General features: G+C 67.3%; 7 protein-coding genes. 6 read left to right on the top strand and 1 reads right to left on the bottom strand.

The window, feature by feature from the left end:
- Positions 1-27 precede the first annotated feature (27 nt).
- The 3 genes from F0U63_RS03430 (at position 28) to F0U63_RS03420 (ending at position 2,630) form a co-directional block, all read left to right on the top strand.
- Positions 28-1,032: an ABC transporter substrate-binding protein gene (locus tag F0U63_RS03430; RefSeq protein WP_395843652.1), complete on the top strand. Its 1,005-nt coding sequence runs from the start codon at positions 28-30 to the stop codon at positions 1,030-1,032.
- A 129-nt stretch (positions 1,033-1,161) separates the two neighbouring features.
- The gene (locus F0U63_RS03425; protein ID WP_395843650.1) at positions 1,162-1,626 is read left to right on the top strand and encodes a hypothetical protein; all 465 of its coding nucleotides are present in this window, start codon (positions 1,162-1,164) and stop codon (positions 1,624-1,626) included.
- Positions 1,627-1,667: 41 nt separating this feature from the next.
- Complete coding sequence (locus F0U63_RS03420) at positions 1,668-2,630, top strand: ketopantoate reductase family protein (protein ID WP_395843648.1); 963 nt, start codon at positions 1,668-1,670, stop codon at positions 2,628-2,630.
- A gap of 5 nt (positions 2,631-2,635) precedes the next feature.
- Here F0U63_RS03420 and F0U63_RS03415 read toward each other — a convergent pair whose 3' ends face one another.
- Positions 2,636-3,085 (bottom strand): hypothetical protein, encoded by a 450-nt coding sequence (locus F0U63_RS03415; RefSeq protein ID WP_395843646.1) that lies wholly within the window; start codon positions 3,083-3,085, stop codon positions 2,636-2,638.
- 236 nt (positions 3,086-3,321) lie between these two features.
- On the opposite strand from F0U63_RS03415, the gene F0U63_RS03410 reads away from it, so the two are divergent.
- From F0U63_RS03410 to F0U63_RS03400, 3 genes are all read left to right on the top strand, one after another.
- The gene (locus F0U63_RS03410; protein WP_395843644.1) at positions 3,322-5,028 is read left to right on the top strand and encodes a glutamine--tRNA ligase/YqeY domain fusion protein; all 1,707 of its coding nucleotides are present in this window, start codon (positions 3,322-3,324) and stop codon (positions 5,026-5,028) included.
- A gap of 271 nt (positions 5,029-5,299) precedes the next feature.
- Entirely contained in the window at positions 5,300-10,555 is a 5,256-nt protein-coding gene (locus F0U63_RS03405; RefSeq protein ID WP_395843642.1) for an AAA family ATPase, read from the top strand.
- 95 nt (positions 10,556-10,650) lie between these two features.
- Entirely contained in the window at positions 10,651-15,918 is a 5,268-nt protein-coding gene (locus F0U63_RS03400) for an AAA family ATPase (RefSeq protein WP_395843640.1), read from the top strand.
- Positions 15,919-15,921: the final 3 nt, after the last annotated feature.

Here is a 15,921-nt window from a genome sequence, read left to right as displayed (position 1 = left end):
CATGGCCCGCTCCACGCTCGGAGGCATATGCGCGGTGGACTTCTGGCGGTAGGTCTCTCGGTCCTGTGTGTGGCGGCGGCCGGTTGCAAGAAGGAGCAGCCGGCACAGGGGGTGGCGAAGCAGGACGCGGCGCATCCTCTCCGGGTGGGCTTCTTCCCCAACATCACCCATGCCCAGGCCCTGGTGGGCAATGACTCGGGGGCCTTCCAGCAGGCCGTGCCGGGCGTGGAGATGAAGATGTTCAACGCGGGCCCCGCCGCCATGGAGGCGCTCACCGCCGGCTCGCTCGACGCCTCGTACGTGGGCACCGGCCCCGCCATCAACACCTTCCTCAAGGGCGGACGGGAGCTGCGCGTCATCGCCGTGGCGGTGGACTCCGGCGCGGTGCTGGTGACGAAGACAGCGCGCACCCCCGCGGAGCTCAAGGACAAGACGCTCGCCAGCCCCCAGCTCGGCAACACCCAGGACATCGCGCTGCGCCACTGGTTGGGACAGCAAGGATTGAAGGTCAACCGGGACGTCACCGTCACCCCGCTGTCCAATCCGGACATCCTCGGCCTGTTCATCCACGGCAAGCTCGAGGGCGCCTGGGTGCCCGAGCCGTGGGGCGCGCGCATGGTCGCCGAGGGCGGGGGCCACATCCTCCTGGACGAGCGCCAGGTGTGGCCCCAGCGGCGCTTCCATACCACCGTGCTCGTGACGACCCGCGAGGCGCTCGAGCAGCAGCGCGAGCCCCTCAAGAAGCTGCTGCGCGTCCACGTGGAGCTCACCCGGCAGTGGCAACGAGAGCCCGAGACCTTCATCCCCCGCGTCAACGCGGCCTTCGGCAAGGTGACCGGCAAGCCGCTGGCCGAGACCATCCTGCGCGATGCCTTCTCCCGGCTCGAGCCCGCGATGGACGTCATGCCGGATCAACTCCAACAAGCCGCCGAGCACGCGCGGCAGTTGCAGTTCATCCCCAGCTCGGACCTCTCGGGCCTGGTGGACACCTCGCTGCTGGAGGAGGTGCTGCGCGAGAGCCCGGCGCCCTGAGCCAGGGGGTGAGGGGACATGAGACGGCACGTCCTCCTGGCTGGTCGTCTCGTGAACATTTCACCTATGCTTGCGTGAGAAAGCCTGCCCTTCCATCCGGAATGACCCGGAAGGACGAGGGGGTGCCCCTTGCCCGCTTCCCGGAACATCGAAATCGACGATTCGCTCTGGCCCCTGCTGACCATCCGGTACAGGGGCGTCACGACGACTTCGCAATACGCGGAGCTGCTCGCCGCGAGGAGCCGGTACCTCGATCGCCGCGAGCGGCACCTGATTCTCCATGACATGAGCCAGTCGAGCAGCACCAACTCGGGAGAACAGCGCCGCCTCCAGGTGGAGTGGATGAAGCAGGAGGACATGCGGATGCGCCAGTGGGTGGTGGGCATCGCCTTCGTCACCGACTCCCTGCCACTGCGGCTGCTGTTGAGCGTCATCCAACACGTGCGCCCCCTCACCATGCCTCATGCCATCTTCCCCCGGATGTCCGAGGCGCTGCCCTGGATCGCGGCCCAGATGCGGCAGTCCGGACTCGACATCGGGAGCCCCTCGCTCCACGAGCACCTCGGCCTGGAGCACGGCAGGAGCCTGGGCTGAGAAGAGGTGCGCCCCCGGGGGAGGCGAGGTAGGAGGGGCCCATGAACGACAAACCTCGAGTCCTGCTCGTGGGGGCCGGAGCCGTGGGCCAGGTGTTCGGCAAGTACCTGCGGGCGGCGGGCTGTGAGCTGTCCTTCCTCGTGAAGGAGAAATACGCGGAGGAGGCCCGGCGGGGCTACACGCTGTACGAGCTGGGCTCCCGCCAGCGCGCGCCCGAGCCCACCCTCCTGTCCGGCCTCGACGTCCTCGTGTCGGAGCCAGAGGCCGCGCGGCGGCGCTTCGATCAGGTGTGGCTGTGCGTCTCCTCCACGGCCCTGCGCGCGGGAGACTGGGTGGAGCAGCTCGCCCGGCACACCGGGGAGGCCACCTGGGTGATGCTCCAGCCCGCGCTCGATGACCGCGACTTCCTCCTGCGGTTCATCCCCCCCGAGCGGCTCGTCTCCGGGATGATTCCCTTCCTCAGCTTCCACGCGCCCCTGCGGCCGGAAGACACCTTCCCCCCCTCCGGCACGGCCTTCTGGTTCCCCCCCCTGGCGCGGGGACTGTTCAGTGGCCCGCCGGAGCGGCTGGGGGCCGTGCTGCGCACGCTCCGGGCCGGGGGCTATCCGGCGCGCGCCACCGGGGATGCCACCCGCGCGGCGGCCATTCCCACCGCGGTGCTGACCGTGACGGTGGCCGGACTGGAGGCGGCGGGGTGGCGCTTCGAGCGCTTCCTCCACCCGGACTCCCTGGAGCGGGTGCATCGCGCCGCGCGGGAAGCCGTGCGCATCGTCGCCCGGCACACGGGGGCCTCGGCCACGCTCGTGCTGCCGCTGCTGCGGCCCACCCTGTTCAAGGCGCTGCTGCCAGTGGCCTCCCGGGTCGTGCCCATCGACCTGGAAACCTACCTGCGCGTCCACTTCACCAAGGTGGGCGACCAGGGCCGGGCCATCCTGCGCACCTACATCTCGCTGGGAAAGAGCGCGGGGCTGCCGGTGCGCTACCTCCAGGAGTTCCAGGGCTGAAGCGCTCAGTGCACGGCGGACTGGGGCACCAGGGCGGGCGCGTCCTGCCGGGTGTAGAGCCGGTAGAAGGCCGGCAGCGCGTGGATCGGGCCCTGATCCAAGCGCTTGAACACCTTGCCGATGGGATTGCAGTACCTGTGGCCGTCGAGCTGGATGACGAGCGGGAAGCCGGTGACCCCTTGCATCGGCGAGCCCTCGGTGGCGCACCACGCGCCGCCCGCCCGGCGCACGAACACCTCCCCCATGTAACAGCCGAACGCGAAGACGACCTCGGCCATCCGCTCCGACGTCAGGCCCCCCTGGCGTAGGTACTCGAGCAGGCCGTCCAGCCGCATCACGCTGTCGACGGAGTAGTCCAGATCGATGTCGTTGAGGAGCAGGGCGGCGGAGACACACAGGGCCGCGTGCCGGGGCGCCGCTTCGGGTGTGGGGGGGTACTTGAGCCGCAGTTGCATGGGCGGATGTTCCTTGTGCTGGGAAGCAATGGGAACGATGACATGGAGGGTTCGCCGTCGCGACCGCCCCCAGGTATGAGACGCACCGCGCCCAGGGGGCAGCGCCGCCGCCCGTCCACCCGCCTGCTGGGAATAGCGCCCGCGCGGGGAGACTTTTCCAGGGAGCCCCCTGCCTCGGCCCTGGACGTCCCGGAGCCGTTGGGCGAGTGTTCGCTCCTCAGGAGACCGATTCCAGCATGGCCGAGACCGAGTCCAACAAGCCCGTTCACTTCATCCGGCAGATCATCGCGGAAGACAACCAGTCGGGAAAGTTCGACGGACGCGTCCACACCCGCTTCCCGCCCGAGCCCAACGGCTACCTGCACATCGGGCACGCCAAGAGCATCCACCTCAACCACGGCATGGCGGTGGAGCACGGCGGGCTGTTCAACATGCGCTTCGACGACACCAACCCGTCGAAGGAGGAGCAGGAGTACGTCGACTCCATCCTCAAGGACGTGAAGTGGGTGGGCGCGGACTGGGGCGACCGGCTCTACTTCGCCTCGGACTACTTCGAGCAGATGTACGCCTACGCCGAGCAGCTCATCCAGAAGGGCAAGGCGTACGTGTGCGACCTGAACGCGGAGCAGATGCGCGAGTACCGCGGCACGCTCACCGAGCCCGGCCGCAACAGCCCCTTCCGCGACCGGAGCGTGGAGGAGAACCTGGACCTCTTCCGCCGCATGCGCGCGGGCGAGTTCCCCGACGGCTCGCGCACCCTGCGCGCGAAGATCGACATGGCGTCGCCCAACTTCAACCTGCGCGACCCCGTCCTCTACCGCATCATCCACGCCCACCATCACCGCCAGGGCGACAAGTGGTGCATCTACCCGATGTATGACTGGGCGCACGGCATCGAGGACTCCATCGAGCGCATCACCCACTCGCTGTGCACGCTCGAGTTCGAGAACCACCGGCCGCTCTACGACTGGTTCCTCGACGAGCTGGGCGTCTACCACCCGCAGCAGATCGAGTTCTCCCGGCTCAACCTCACCTACACGGTGATGAGCAAGCGCAAGCTGTTGGAGCTGGTGCAGGGCGGCTCGGTGCGCGGCTGGGATGATCCGCGCATGCCCACCATCTCCGGTCTGCGCCGGCGCGGCTGCACCCCCGAGGCCCTGCGCGCCTTCTGCGAGGACGTGGGCGTCACCAAGTTCGACGCCATCATCGACGTGGGCCGGCTCGAGAACGCGATGCGCGACGACCTCAACCGCCGCGCCCCGCGCCGCATGGCCGTCTTGCGCCCGCTCAAGCTCATCATCGAGAACTTCCCCGAGGGCCAGGTGGAGATGCTCGACGCGGTGAACAACCCCGAGGACCCGTCCGCGGGCTCCCGGCAGGTGCCCTTCTCGCGCGAGCTGTACATCGAGCAGGAAGACTTCATGGAGAACCCGCCCAAGAAGTTCTTCCGGCTCGCGCCCGGGCAGGAAGTGCGGCTGCGCTTCGCCTTCTTCGTCAAGTGCACGAGCGTGGAGAAGGACGCGGCGGGCAACATCACCGCGGTGCGCTGCACCTATGATCCCGCCACGCGCGGCGGCGACGCGCCGGATGGGCGCAAGGTGAAGGCCACCATCCACTGGGTGTCCGCGCAGCACGCGGTGAACGCCGAGGTGCGGCTGTTCGACCGGCTCTTCAACGTGGCCGAGCCGGACCGAGCCCCGAAGGATCCCAAGGCCGCCGCGGGCTTCAACTACAAGCAGAACATCAACCCGAACTCGCTGGAGCTGCTCACCACGGCGAAGCTGGAGCCCGCGCTGGGCTCGGCGGGCGAGGGCGAGCGCTTCCAGTTCGAGCGCCTGGGCTACTTCTGCGTGGACTCCGACTCCAAGCCCGGAGCGCCCGTGTTCAACCGCACGGTGACGCTCAAGGACACCTGGGCCAAGGAGCAGGCCAAGGGCGGCTGAACCCAGACGTCACGGAAGGCTTGAAACCCAGTCACCCTTCGAGGTGGCTGGGTTTTTCTTTGCTCTCATGTGGGCTCGCAATCCCATGGGCAGCGCTTGTGAGCGGACTGGTGAGCGTCTGACTTCATGTGATTCCACAGCGGCGAGCAGGCGAGCCCCCGCGGATGAACAACCCGGACAAGGCACCTGTTCACCCATGAATGCGTACAATCTGACGTGTTGGCGCGACGACGTCATGGGGGCGGGTTCTCGCCAACGGGTGTGATCATCCATGTTGGAGCTTCCGGGGTACAAGGTTCTTGGCACCCTCCGAGCCACGGGCTCGAACGTCCTGTTCCAGGCGGTACGCGAGGCGGATGGCCTGCCCGTCATCATCAAGACGCCCACGGCGCCATCGCCCGGAACCAGGGAGAGCGAGCGCTACCGGCGCGAGTTCGCCATCCTGCAGCGGTTACAGGACGTGCGCGGGGTGGCCAGGGCCTATGCCTGCGAGCGGCTCCACGAGCGTCCCCTTCTCCTGTTGGAGCAGGTGCAGGGCCGCACCCTGTCCGAGTCCACCGGCCAGCCCCTGGAGCTCTCCCGGTTCCTGAGTCTGGCCGTCTCCCTGGCCTCCACCCTGGGGGAGATCCACTGCCGCACCGTCATCCACAAGGACATCAAGCCCTCCAACATCATCGAGGCGTCCTCGGGTGAAGCCCGAATCATCGACTTCGGCGTGGCCACGCTGCACAAGGTGGAGCACCTGGACGCGGCTCCGATACATCTCGTCGAAGGCACGCTGGCCTACATGTCACCGGAGCAGACGGGGCGGATGAACCGGGCGGTGGACTACCGCACCGACTTCTACTCCCTGGGCGTCACCTTCTACGAGCTGCTCACGGGACAGCGCCCCTTCCAGGGCAAGGACGCGCTCGAGTGGTTCCACGCCCACATGGCGCAGCGGCCCCGGCCCCCGCACGAACTGAACCCACGGGTGCCCCCCGCCTTGTCCGCCCTCGTGATGAAGCTGCTGGCCAAGGTGGCCGAGGAGCGCTACCAGAGCGCCGAGGGACTCCAGGCCGACCTGGAGCGCTGCCGCCAGGGCGAGCAAGAGGTCTTCACGCTGGGCACTCGGGACACGCCCACCCAGTTCCAACTGCCACAACGGCTCTACGGACGTGAAGCCCAGGTGGCCACCCTCCTCGAGGGCTTCGAGCGGGTGGCTCGCACTGGCCAGCCAGAGCTGCTCCTCGTCAGCGGCTACTCGGGCATCGGCAAGTCTTCGGTGGTGAACGAGTTGCACAAGCCCGTCGTCGAGCGCCGTGGCTTCTTCCTGAGCGGCAAGTTCGACCAGTTCCAGCGGGACATTCCCTACGCCACCCCGGCCCAGACGCTCCGGGGCCTCGTGCAGCAATTGCTCGCGGGCAGCGAGAAGGAACTGGTTGGGTGGAGGGTGCAGGTGAATCGGGCCTGGGGAACCGAGGGCCAGGCGCTCGTGGACCTGGTGCCCCAGCTCGAGGTGCTGGTGGGCCCCCAGCCCGCGCTCCAGCAGGTGCCCCCTGGCGATGCCCAGCGCCGCTTCCATCGAGTGGTCCGCCAATTCCTCTCGGTGTTCGCCACCCCGGAGCACCCCATGGTGGTGTTCCTGGATGACTTGCAATGGGCGGACCTCGCCAGCCTGCAATGGCTCGCGCGAATGCTGTCCCAGCCCGAACGCCTCCCGGTGCTCTGGATTGGCGCCTACCGGGACAACGAGGTGAGTTCCACCCACTCGTTGATGCAGGTGTTGGAGGAGGCACGCAAGGCGGGGGCGAGGATGACCGACCTCCACCTGGGGCCGCTGAGCAAGGAGCAGGTGGAGCACCTGGTGACCGATACGCTGCCGGGCGCGGCGAGAGAGGTGGTCGATCCCCTCTCGGCCCTGGTGCACGAAAAGACAGGGGGCAACCCCTTCTTCCTGCTGCAACTGCTGGTGGCGCTCCACCAGGATGGCCTGCTGGTGCGGGCGCCCGGAGGCGGCTGGCGGTGGGACGCCGAAGGGGTACGGGCCCGGGGCTATTCGGAAAACATCGTCGACTTCATGGTGGGCAAGCTGCGCCAGTTTCCACCAGACACACAGCAGCTGCTGCGGCTGGCGGCGTGTGTGGGCAACGTCTTCTCCCTTCAGATGTTGACCACCCTCTCCGGTCTGTCCACGGAAGGAGCGGTGGAGCAGGGAATCGAGCCCGCGCTCCAGGAAGGCATGCTGGTGCGTGCCGGCCCGGAGCAGTACCGCTTCCAACATGACCGCATCCAGCAGGCCGCCCATGCCCTCATTCCCGAGGAGGAGCGCAAGGCCGTCCACCTGCGCATCGGACGCCTGCTGCTCGCGAGCCTCTCCCCGGAGGAGTTGCGCGAGTCGCTCTTCGACGTGGTGAGCCAGCTCAACACCGGGTGGGAGCTCATCGAGGAACCCGCGGAGCGCCGCCACCTCATGCGCCTGAACACCGAGGCGGGGGACAAGGCCCGGGCCGCGATGGCGCTGCGTCCCGCCATCACCTACTTCTCGACGGCCTTCGCGCTCATCCCGGGAGACCCCTGGGAGACGGAGCCCGCGCTGGCCTTCAAGCTGCGACTCTCCCAGGCGCGCTGCGAATTCATGGACGGCAACATCGTCGAGGCGCGCCGACAGGTCGAGGAGTTACACCCCCGGGCGCCAACCCGTGCGGACGCCGTGGCCGCCTACCTCCTGAGGATAAGCATCCACTTCGCCATGAGCGAGAGCCAGCAGGGTCTGGCCATCATGCGGGAGTGCCTGGCCTTGCTGGGCATGCCACTTTCCCCAACGCCCACCTGGGAGGAGGCGGTGGCCGCCCACGAGGAGGTGTGGTCCTTGCTGGGGGAGCGCTCCATCGACAGCCTCATCGATCTGCCAGCCATGACCGACCCGGACGTGAAGCTGGCCGTCAGCACCCTCCTGGAGTTCTACCCGACCGCGCACGCCACCAGCAACCACCTGTTCATCATCATCGTGAGCCGGATTGTTTCCCTCTCCATCCGCCACGGCTTCGTGGATGCCGCCACGCCCGGATACAGCTGGTTTGGCTTCATCTCTTGCGCATACTTCAAGCGCTACCGGGAAGGCCTTGCCTTCTCCAAGCTCGCCCTCGGGTTCGTCGAGCGCTACAACCTGACCGCCCACCGCGGAAGGGTTTTCTACAGCATGCAGTTCTGCAGCTGTTGGAACCGGCCCCTGCCCCAGGCGCAGGAGCTCGTCATCAAGGCACTCCACCACTCGCTCCAGGTGGGCGACATCCTGGGCGCCGCCTACAGCAGCTGGTACATCGTCTACAACCGGCTCTTCATGGGACATCACCTGGATGAGGTCCACCGGGAGACGCTCGTACGCGGCGAGTTCTTGCGCGAGACGGGAATCAAGGAGCCCCAGGACTATGTGCTGATAGAGCAGCGCTACGTGCAGAACCTGCGCGGGCTCACCCACGCGTTCGGCACGCTGAACGGGGAGGGCTTCGATGAGCAGGCCTTCGAGGCTCAGCTCCCCAAACGCCATGCGGCCCTGAAGAGCAACTATTGGCTCGCCAGGCTCAAGTCACGATTCATGAGTGGTGCCTACGCGGAAGCCCGGAAGGCCGCGGACAAGGCCACCGAGTTCGTGTGGGTCATGCGCGGCACCCTCCCCCACTGTGCCTTCCACTTCTACCGCGCCCTGACCCTGGCGGCGTGCTTCGAGGAGGCCACACCCGAGGAGCGGCCACGGCTGCTCGAAGCCCTCCAGGAGCATCAGCGGCAGTTCGCGGAGTGGGCGGAGAACTGTCCCGAGAACTTCCTCGCGCTCGAGCGGCTGGTGTCCGCGGAGTTGGCCCGCATCGAGGGATGCTCCGAGGAGGCCACGCGCGCCTATGAGCAAGCCATCCGCCTGGCCCGGGAGAAAGGGGCCGCCCACTGCGTGGCCCTCGCCAGCGAGCTCGCCGCGAACTTCTGGCGCACCCGAGAAGCGCCCATCGTCGCGCAGACCTTCGCGCGAGAGGCCCGGGTGGCGTACCAACAGTGGGGCGCCCTGGGCAAGGTGCAGCACCTGGAGTCTCTCTGGCCCTTCCTCTCCGCTTCGGCTGCACCCCAAGACGCGCAGACCACCAGCAGCACGGATTCCACCCACATCGACGCGCTCACGGTCGTCAAGGCCCAGCAGGCCATCTCCAGTGAAATCGAGCTGGGGCGACTGGTGAAGACGCTGCTGCACGCGGCCATCGAGAACGCCGGCGCCCAGCGAGGCGCCCTGCTGCTGCCCGATGGGGACACGCTCTCGGTGGCTGCCATCTCCGACACCTCGGCGGAGGGAGCGGCGCCCGCGCTGCCGTGGACACTCCTCGCCTATGTCCGGCGCACCCGGGAGCACGTGCTCATCGGCGATGCCTCCAAGCCCCACCCCTTCTCGTCCGATGCCTGGCTGGCGCGAAGCCAGGCGCGCTCGGTGTTATGCCTGCCCTTGTTGAGACAGGAGCGGTTCTCCGGAGCGCTGTACCTGGAGAACGACCTGGCGGCCAATGCCTTCAATCCCGCGCGCCTCGTGCTCCTGGGACACCTGGCCTCCCAGGCGGCCATCTCCATCGAGAACGCCCGGCTCTATGAGGACGTCCAGCGCGCCAGGACGGAGCTCCACCTGACCAATGAAGAGCTGGAACAGCGGGTGGAGGCGCGCACGCGCGAGCTCAAGCAGGCCCAGGCCCGGCTGGTGGATACGGCGCGCGAGGTGGGCATGGCGGAGGTGGCCTCCAACGTGCTGCACAACGTGGGCAACGTGCTCACCAGCGCCGTCGTCAACCTCGAGGTGATGCGCAAGGCGGTGGGCTCGCTGCGTGTGGGCCGCGTGAAGCAGGCGGGCACGCTCCTCGTGGAGCATCAGGAGGACCTGGCGGACTTCCTGACGAACAACGCCCGGGGCAGCCACCTGCCAGACTACCTCTCGTCGCTGGGAGAGGAGTTGATGAAGCAGCAGACGCGCCTGATGGAAGACATGGAGGCGATGAACCGGCACATCGAGCACATCCGCGCCATCGTCCAGGTACAACAGACGTATGCGAAGAGCTCGCTGATGACCGAGGAGTGCGAGCTGCCCCTGCTCGTCGACGACGCGCTGCGCATCCAGATGGCGGCCTTGCAACGCCATGGGGTCACCGTGCACCGGGAGCTGTCACAGGTACCTCGGGTGAGGGCGGACAAGCACAAGGTGCTGCAAATCCTCATCAACCTCATCAGCAACGCCAAGCAGGCGTTGGATCCAATGCCCGAGGGTCAGCGCAACCTGTGGGTGAGGATGAAGACGGAGGGGCCGGTGGTCCGCATCCAGGTGGTGGATGATGGCGTGGGCATCGCCCCCGAGGTGAAGGGCAAGCTGTTCTCCCACGGCTTCACCACGCGCAAGGAGGGCCATGGCTTCGGACTGCACTCCAGCGCGCTGGCCGCCCAGCTCCTCCATGGCCGCTTGACCATCGAGAGCGAGGGACCGGGCAAGGGCGCCGTCACCACCCTGGAGCTCCCTCTCCCCTAGCGCAAAGCACCTGTTCACCCACGAACGCGTACAATCAGGCGCGTTGGTGCGACGACGTCATGGGGGCGGGTTCTCGCCAACGGGTGTGATCATCCATGTTGGAGCTTCCGGGGTACAAGGTCCTTGGCACCGTCCGAGCCACGGGCTCGAACGTCCTGTTCCAGGCGGTGCGCACGGCCGACGGCCAGCCCGTCATCATCAAGACGCCCATGGCGTCATCGCCTGGCTCCAGGGAGAGCGAGCGCTACCGGCGTGAGTTCGCCATCCTGCAGCGGCTACAGGACGTGCGCGGCGTGGCCAGGGCCTATGCCTGCGAGCGACTCCACGAGCGTCCCCTTCTCCTGTTGGAGCAGGTGCAGGGCCGCACCCTGTCCGAGTCCACCGGCCAGCCCTTGGAGCTCTCCCGGTTCCTGAGCCTGGCCCTCTCCCTGACTTCCACCCTGGGGGAACTCCACTGCCGCAACGTCATCCACAAGGACATCAAGCCCTCCAACATCATCGAGGCGTCCTCGGGTGAAGCTCGAATCATCGACTTCGGCGTGGCCACGCTGCACAAGGTGGAGCACCTGGACGCGGCTCCGATACATCTCGTCGAAGGCACGCTGGCCTACATGTCGCCGGAGCAGACGGGGCGGATGAACCGGGCGGTGGACTACCGCACCGACTTCTACTCCCTGGGCGTCACCTTCTACGAGCTGCTCACGGGACAGCGCCCCTTCCAGGGCAAGGACGCGCTCGAGTGGTTCCACGCCCACATGGCGCAGAAGCCCCGGCCCCCGCACGAGCTGAACCCGCGGGTGCCTCCCGCCTTGTCCGCTCTCGTCCTCAAGCTGCTGGCCAAGGTGGCCGAGGAGCGCTACCAGAGCGCCGAGGGACTCCAGGCGGACCTGGAGCGCTGCCGGCAAGCCCTGAGCCAGGACGAGCCAGCGGTATTCACGTTGGGCACGAGGGACACCCCCACCCAGTTCCAACTGCCGCAACGGCTCTACGGACGTGAAGCCCAGGTGGCCACCCTGCTCGAGGGCTTCGAGCGGGTGGCTCGCACCGGCCAGCCGGAGTTGCTCCTCGTCCGGGGTTACTCGGGCATCGGCAAGTCCTCGGTGGTCAACGAGTTGCACAAGCCCGTGGTGGAGCGCCGCGGCTTCTTCATGAGCGGCAAGTTCGACCAGTTCCAGCGAGACATCCCCTACGCCACTCCGGCCCAGACGCTCCGGGGCCTCGTGCAGCAATTGCTGGCGGGCAGTGAGGAGGAGCTTGGCAGATGGAGGGAGCAGGTGAATCGCGCCTGGGGAGTGGAGGGCCAGGCGCTCGTGGAGCTGGTGCCCCAGTTGGAAGTGCTGGTGGGCCCCCAGCCCGCGCTCCAGCAGGTGCCTCCGAACGAAGCCCAGCAGCGCTTCCATCGGGTGGTCCGCCAATTCCTCTCGGTGTTCGCCACCCCGGAGCACCCCATGGTGGTGTTCCTGGATGACTTGCAATGGGCGGACCTCGCCAGTCTGCAATGGCTCGCGTGGATGATGTCCCAGCCCGAGCTCCTCCCAGTGCTCTGGATTGGTGCCTACCGGGACAACGAGGTGAGCCCCACCCACTCGTTGATGCAGGTGTTGGAGGAGGCGCGCAAGGCGGGGGCGAGGATGACGGACCTCCACCTGGGACCGCTGAGCGCGGAGCAGGTGGAACACCTGGTGGCCGACACGCTGCCAGGAGCGGGACAAGAGATCGTCGGTCCTCTCTCGGCGCTGGTGCACGAGAAGACGGGGGGCAACCCCTTCTTCCTGCTGCAACTGCTGGTGGCACTCCACCAGGATGGTCTGTTGGTGCGAGTGCCCGGAGGAGGCTGGCGCTGGGACGCCGAGGGGGTACGGGCCCGAGGCTATTCGGAGAACATCGTCGACTTCATGGTGGGCAAGCTGCGCCAGTTCCCCCCGGACACGCAGCATCTGCTGCGGCTGGCGGCGTGTGTAGGCAATGTCTTCCCTCTCCAGATGTTGAGTACTCTCGCCGGTCTATCCGCGGAAGGAGAACTCGAACAGGGAATCGAGCCCGCGCTCCAGGAAGGCATGTTGGTGCGCGCCGGCCCGGAGCAGTACCGCTTCCAACATGACCGCATCCAGCAGGCGGCTCACTCACTCCTCTCCGACGCCGAGCGCAAGGCGGTCCACCTGCGCATCGGCCGGCTGCTGCTCGCGAGCCTCTCCCCGGAGGAGTTGCGCGAGTCGCTCTTCGACGTGGTGAGCCAGCTCAACACCGGGTTGGAACTCATCGAGGACTCCGAGGAACGCCGCCACCTCATGCGGCTGAACACCGAGGCCGGTGACAAGGCCCGGGCCGCGATGGCGCTGCGCCCCGCCATCACCTACTTCTCGACGGCCTTCGCGCTCATCCCGGGAGACCCCTGGGAGACGGAGCCCGCGCTCGCCTTCAGACTGCGACTCTCCCAGGCGCGCTGTGAATTCATGCACGCCAACGTCGCCGAGGCGCGCCGTCTGGCCGAGGAGTTACACCCCCGGGCTCGCACCCGTGCGGACGCCGTGGCCGTCTACCTCCTGAGGATGGACGTCCACTTCGTCATGAGCGAGAGCCCTCGGGGTCTGGCCTTGATGCGGGAGTGCCTGGCCTTGCTGGGCATGCCACTTTCCCAGAATCCCACCTGGGAGGAGGCGGTGGCCGCTCATGAGGAGGTGTGGACCCTGCTGGGAGAGCGCTCCATCGAAAGCCTCATCGATCTGCCAGTCATGACCGATCCGGACGTGAAGCTGGCCATCAGCACCCTCCTGGAGTTCTACCCGACCGCGTACGCCACCAACCACCACCTGTTCATCATCATCGTGAGCAGGATTACATCCCTCTCCATCCGCCATGGCTTCGTGGATGCCGCCACGCCCGGATTTGGTTGGTTTGGCTTCATCTCCAGCTCGTACTTCAAACGGTACCGGGAGGGCCTTGCCTTCTCCAGGCTCGCCCTCGGGTTCGTCGAGCGCTACAACCTGACCGCCCATCGGGGCAGGGTTATCTACTGCATGCAGTTCTGCAGCTATTGGACCCAGCCCCTGCCCCAGGCGCAGGAGTTCGTCATCAAGGCACTCCACCACGCGCTTCAGGTGGGAGACATCCTGGGCGCTGCATTCAGCAACTGGTACATCGTCTACAACCGTCTCTTCATGGGGCATCACCTGGATGAGGTCCACCAGGAGACGCTCGTGCGCGGCGAGTTCTTGCACAAAACGGGGGTCAAGGAGCCCCAGGACTATGTCCTGCTGGATCAGCGCTACGTGCAGAACCTGCGCGGGCTCACCCACGCGTTCGGCACGCTGAACGGGGAGGGCTTCGATGAGCAGGCTTTCGAGGCTCAGCTCCCCAAACGCCAGGCGACCCTGAAGAGCAACTATTGGCTCGCCAGGCTCCAGGCGCGGTTCATGAGTGGTGCCTACGTGGAAGCCCGGGAGGCCGCGGACAAGACGACCGAGTTCCTATGGGTCATGCACGGCACCCTCCCCCACTGCGTCTACCACTTCTACCGCGCCCTGACCCTGGCGGCGTGTTTCGAGGAGGCCACGCCCGAGGAGCGGCCACGGCTGCTCGAGGCCATCCAGTCACACCAGCGGCAGCTCGCGGAGTGGGCGGAGAACTGTCCCGAGAACTTCCTCGCGCTCGAGCGGCTGGTGTCCGCGGAGCTGGCCCGCATCGCGGGACGAGCCGAGGAGGCCACGTGCGCCTATGAGCAAGCCATCTGCTCGGCCCGGGAGAACGGGGCCACCCACTGCGTGGCCCTCGCCAACGAGCTCGCCGCGAACTTCTGGCGCACCCGGCAGGCGCCCACCGTCGCGCAGACCTTCGCGCGCGAGGCCTGGGCGGCGTACCAACAGTGGGGCGCCCTGGGCAAGGTGCAGCATCTGGAGTCCCTCTGGCCCCTCCTCTCCCCTTCGGCTGTGCCCCAAGACGCGCAGACCACCAGCACCACGGATTCCACCCGCATCGACGCGCTCACGGTCGTCAAGGCCCAGCAGGCCGTCTCCAGTGAAATCGAGCTGGGGCGACTGGTGAAGACGCTGCTGCACGCGGCCATCGAGAACGCCGGCGCCCAGCGAGGCGCCCTGCTGCTGCCCGATGGGGACACGCTCTCGGTGGCCGCCATCTCCGACACCTCGGCGGAGGGAGTGGCGCCCGCGCTGCCGTGGACGCTCCTCGCCTATGTCCGGCGCACCCGGGAGCACGTGCTCATCGGCGATGCCTCCAAGCCCCACCCCTTCTCGTCCGATACCTACCTGGCGGGTGGCAAGGCGCGCTCGGTGTTGTGCCTGCCCTTGTTGAGACAGGAGCGGTTCTCCGGAGCGCTGTACCTGGAGAACGACCTGGCGGCCAATGCCTTCAATCCCGCGCGCCTCGTGCTCCTGGGACACCTCGCCTCCCAGGCGGCCATCTCCATCGAGAACGCCCGGCTCTATGAGGACGTCCAGCGCGCCAGGACGGAGCTGCGCCGGGCGAACGAAGAGCTGGAACAGCGGGTAGAGGCGCGCACGCGCGAGCTCAAGCAGGCCCAGGCCCGGCTGGTGGATACGGCGCGCGAGGTGGGCATGGCGGAGGTGGCCGCCAACGTGCTGCACAACGTGGGCAACGTGCTCACCAGCGCCGTCGTCAACCTCGAGATGATGCGCAAGGCGGTGGGCTCACAGCGCGTGGGCCGCGTGAGGCAGGCGGGGATGCTCCTCGTGGAGCATCAGGAGGACCTGGCGGACTTCCTGACGAACAGCCCCCGGGGCAGACACCTGCCGGAATACTTCGTGGCGCTGGGGGAGGAGTTGATGAAGGATCAGACGCACCTGATGGAAGACATGGAGGCGATGAGCCGGCACATCGAACACATCCGCGCCATCGTCCAGGTGCAACAGACGTATGCGAAGAGTTCGCTGATGACCGAGGAGTGCGAGCTGCCCCTGCTCATCGACGACGCGCTGCGCATCCAGATGGCGGCCTTGCAACGCCATGGGGTCACCGTGCACCGGGAGCTGTCGCCAGTGCCTCGGGTGAAGGTGGACAAGCACAAGGTGCTGCAAATCCTCATCAACCTCATCAGCAACGCCAAGCAGGCGTTGGATCCGCGGCCCGAGGGTCAGCGCAACCTGTGGGTGAGGATGAAGGCGGAGGGGCCGGTGGTCCGCATCCAGGTGGTGGATGATGGCGTGGGCATCGCCCCCGAGGTGAAGGGCAAGCTGTTCTCCCACGGCTTCACCACACGCAAGGGGGGCCATGGCTTCGGACTGCACTCCAGCGCGCTGGCCGCCCAGCTCCTCCATGGCCGCTTGACCATCGAGAGCGAGGGACCCGACAAGGGCGCCGTCACCACTCTGGAGCTCCCCCTCTCCTAGTAC

Origin of the sequence: Cystobacter fuscus (assembly GCF_044360685.1) — a bacterium.
Taxonomy (GTDB): domain Bacteria; phylum Myxococcota; class Myxococcia; order Myxococcales; family Myxococcaceae; genus Cystobacter; species Cystobacter fuscus_C.
This window is presented reverse-complemented; position numbering and strand designations above follow the sequence as displayed.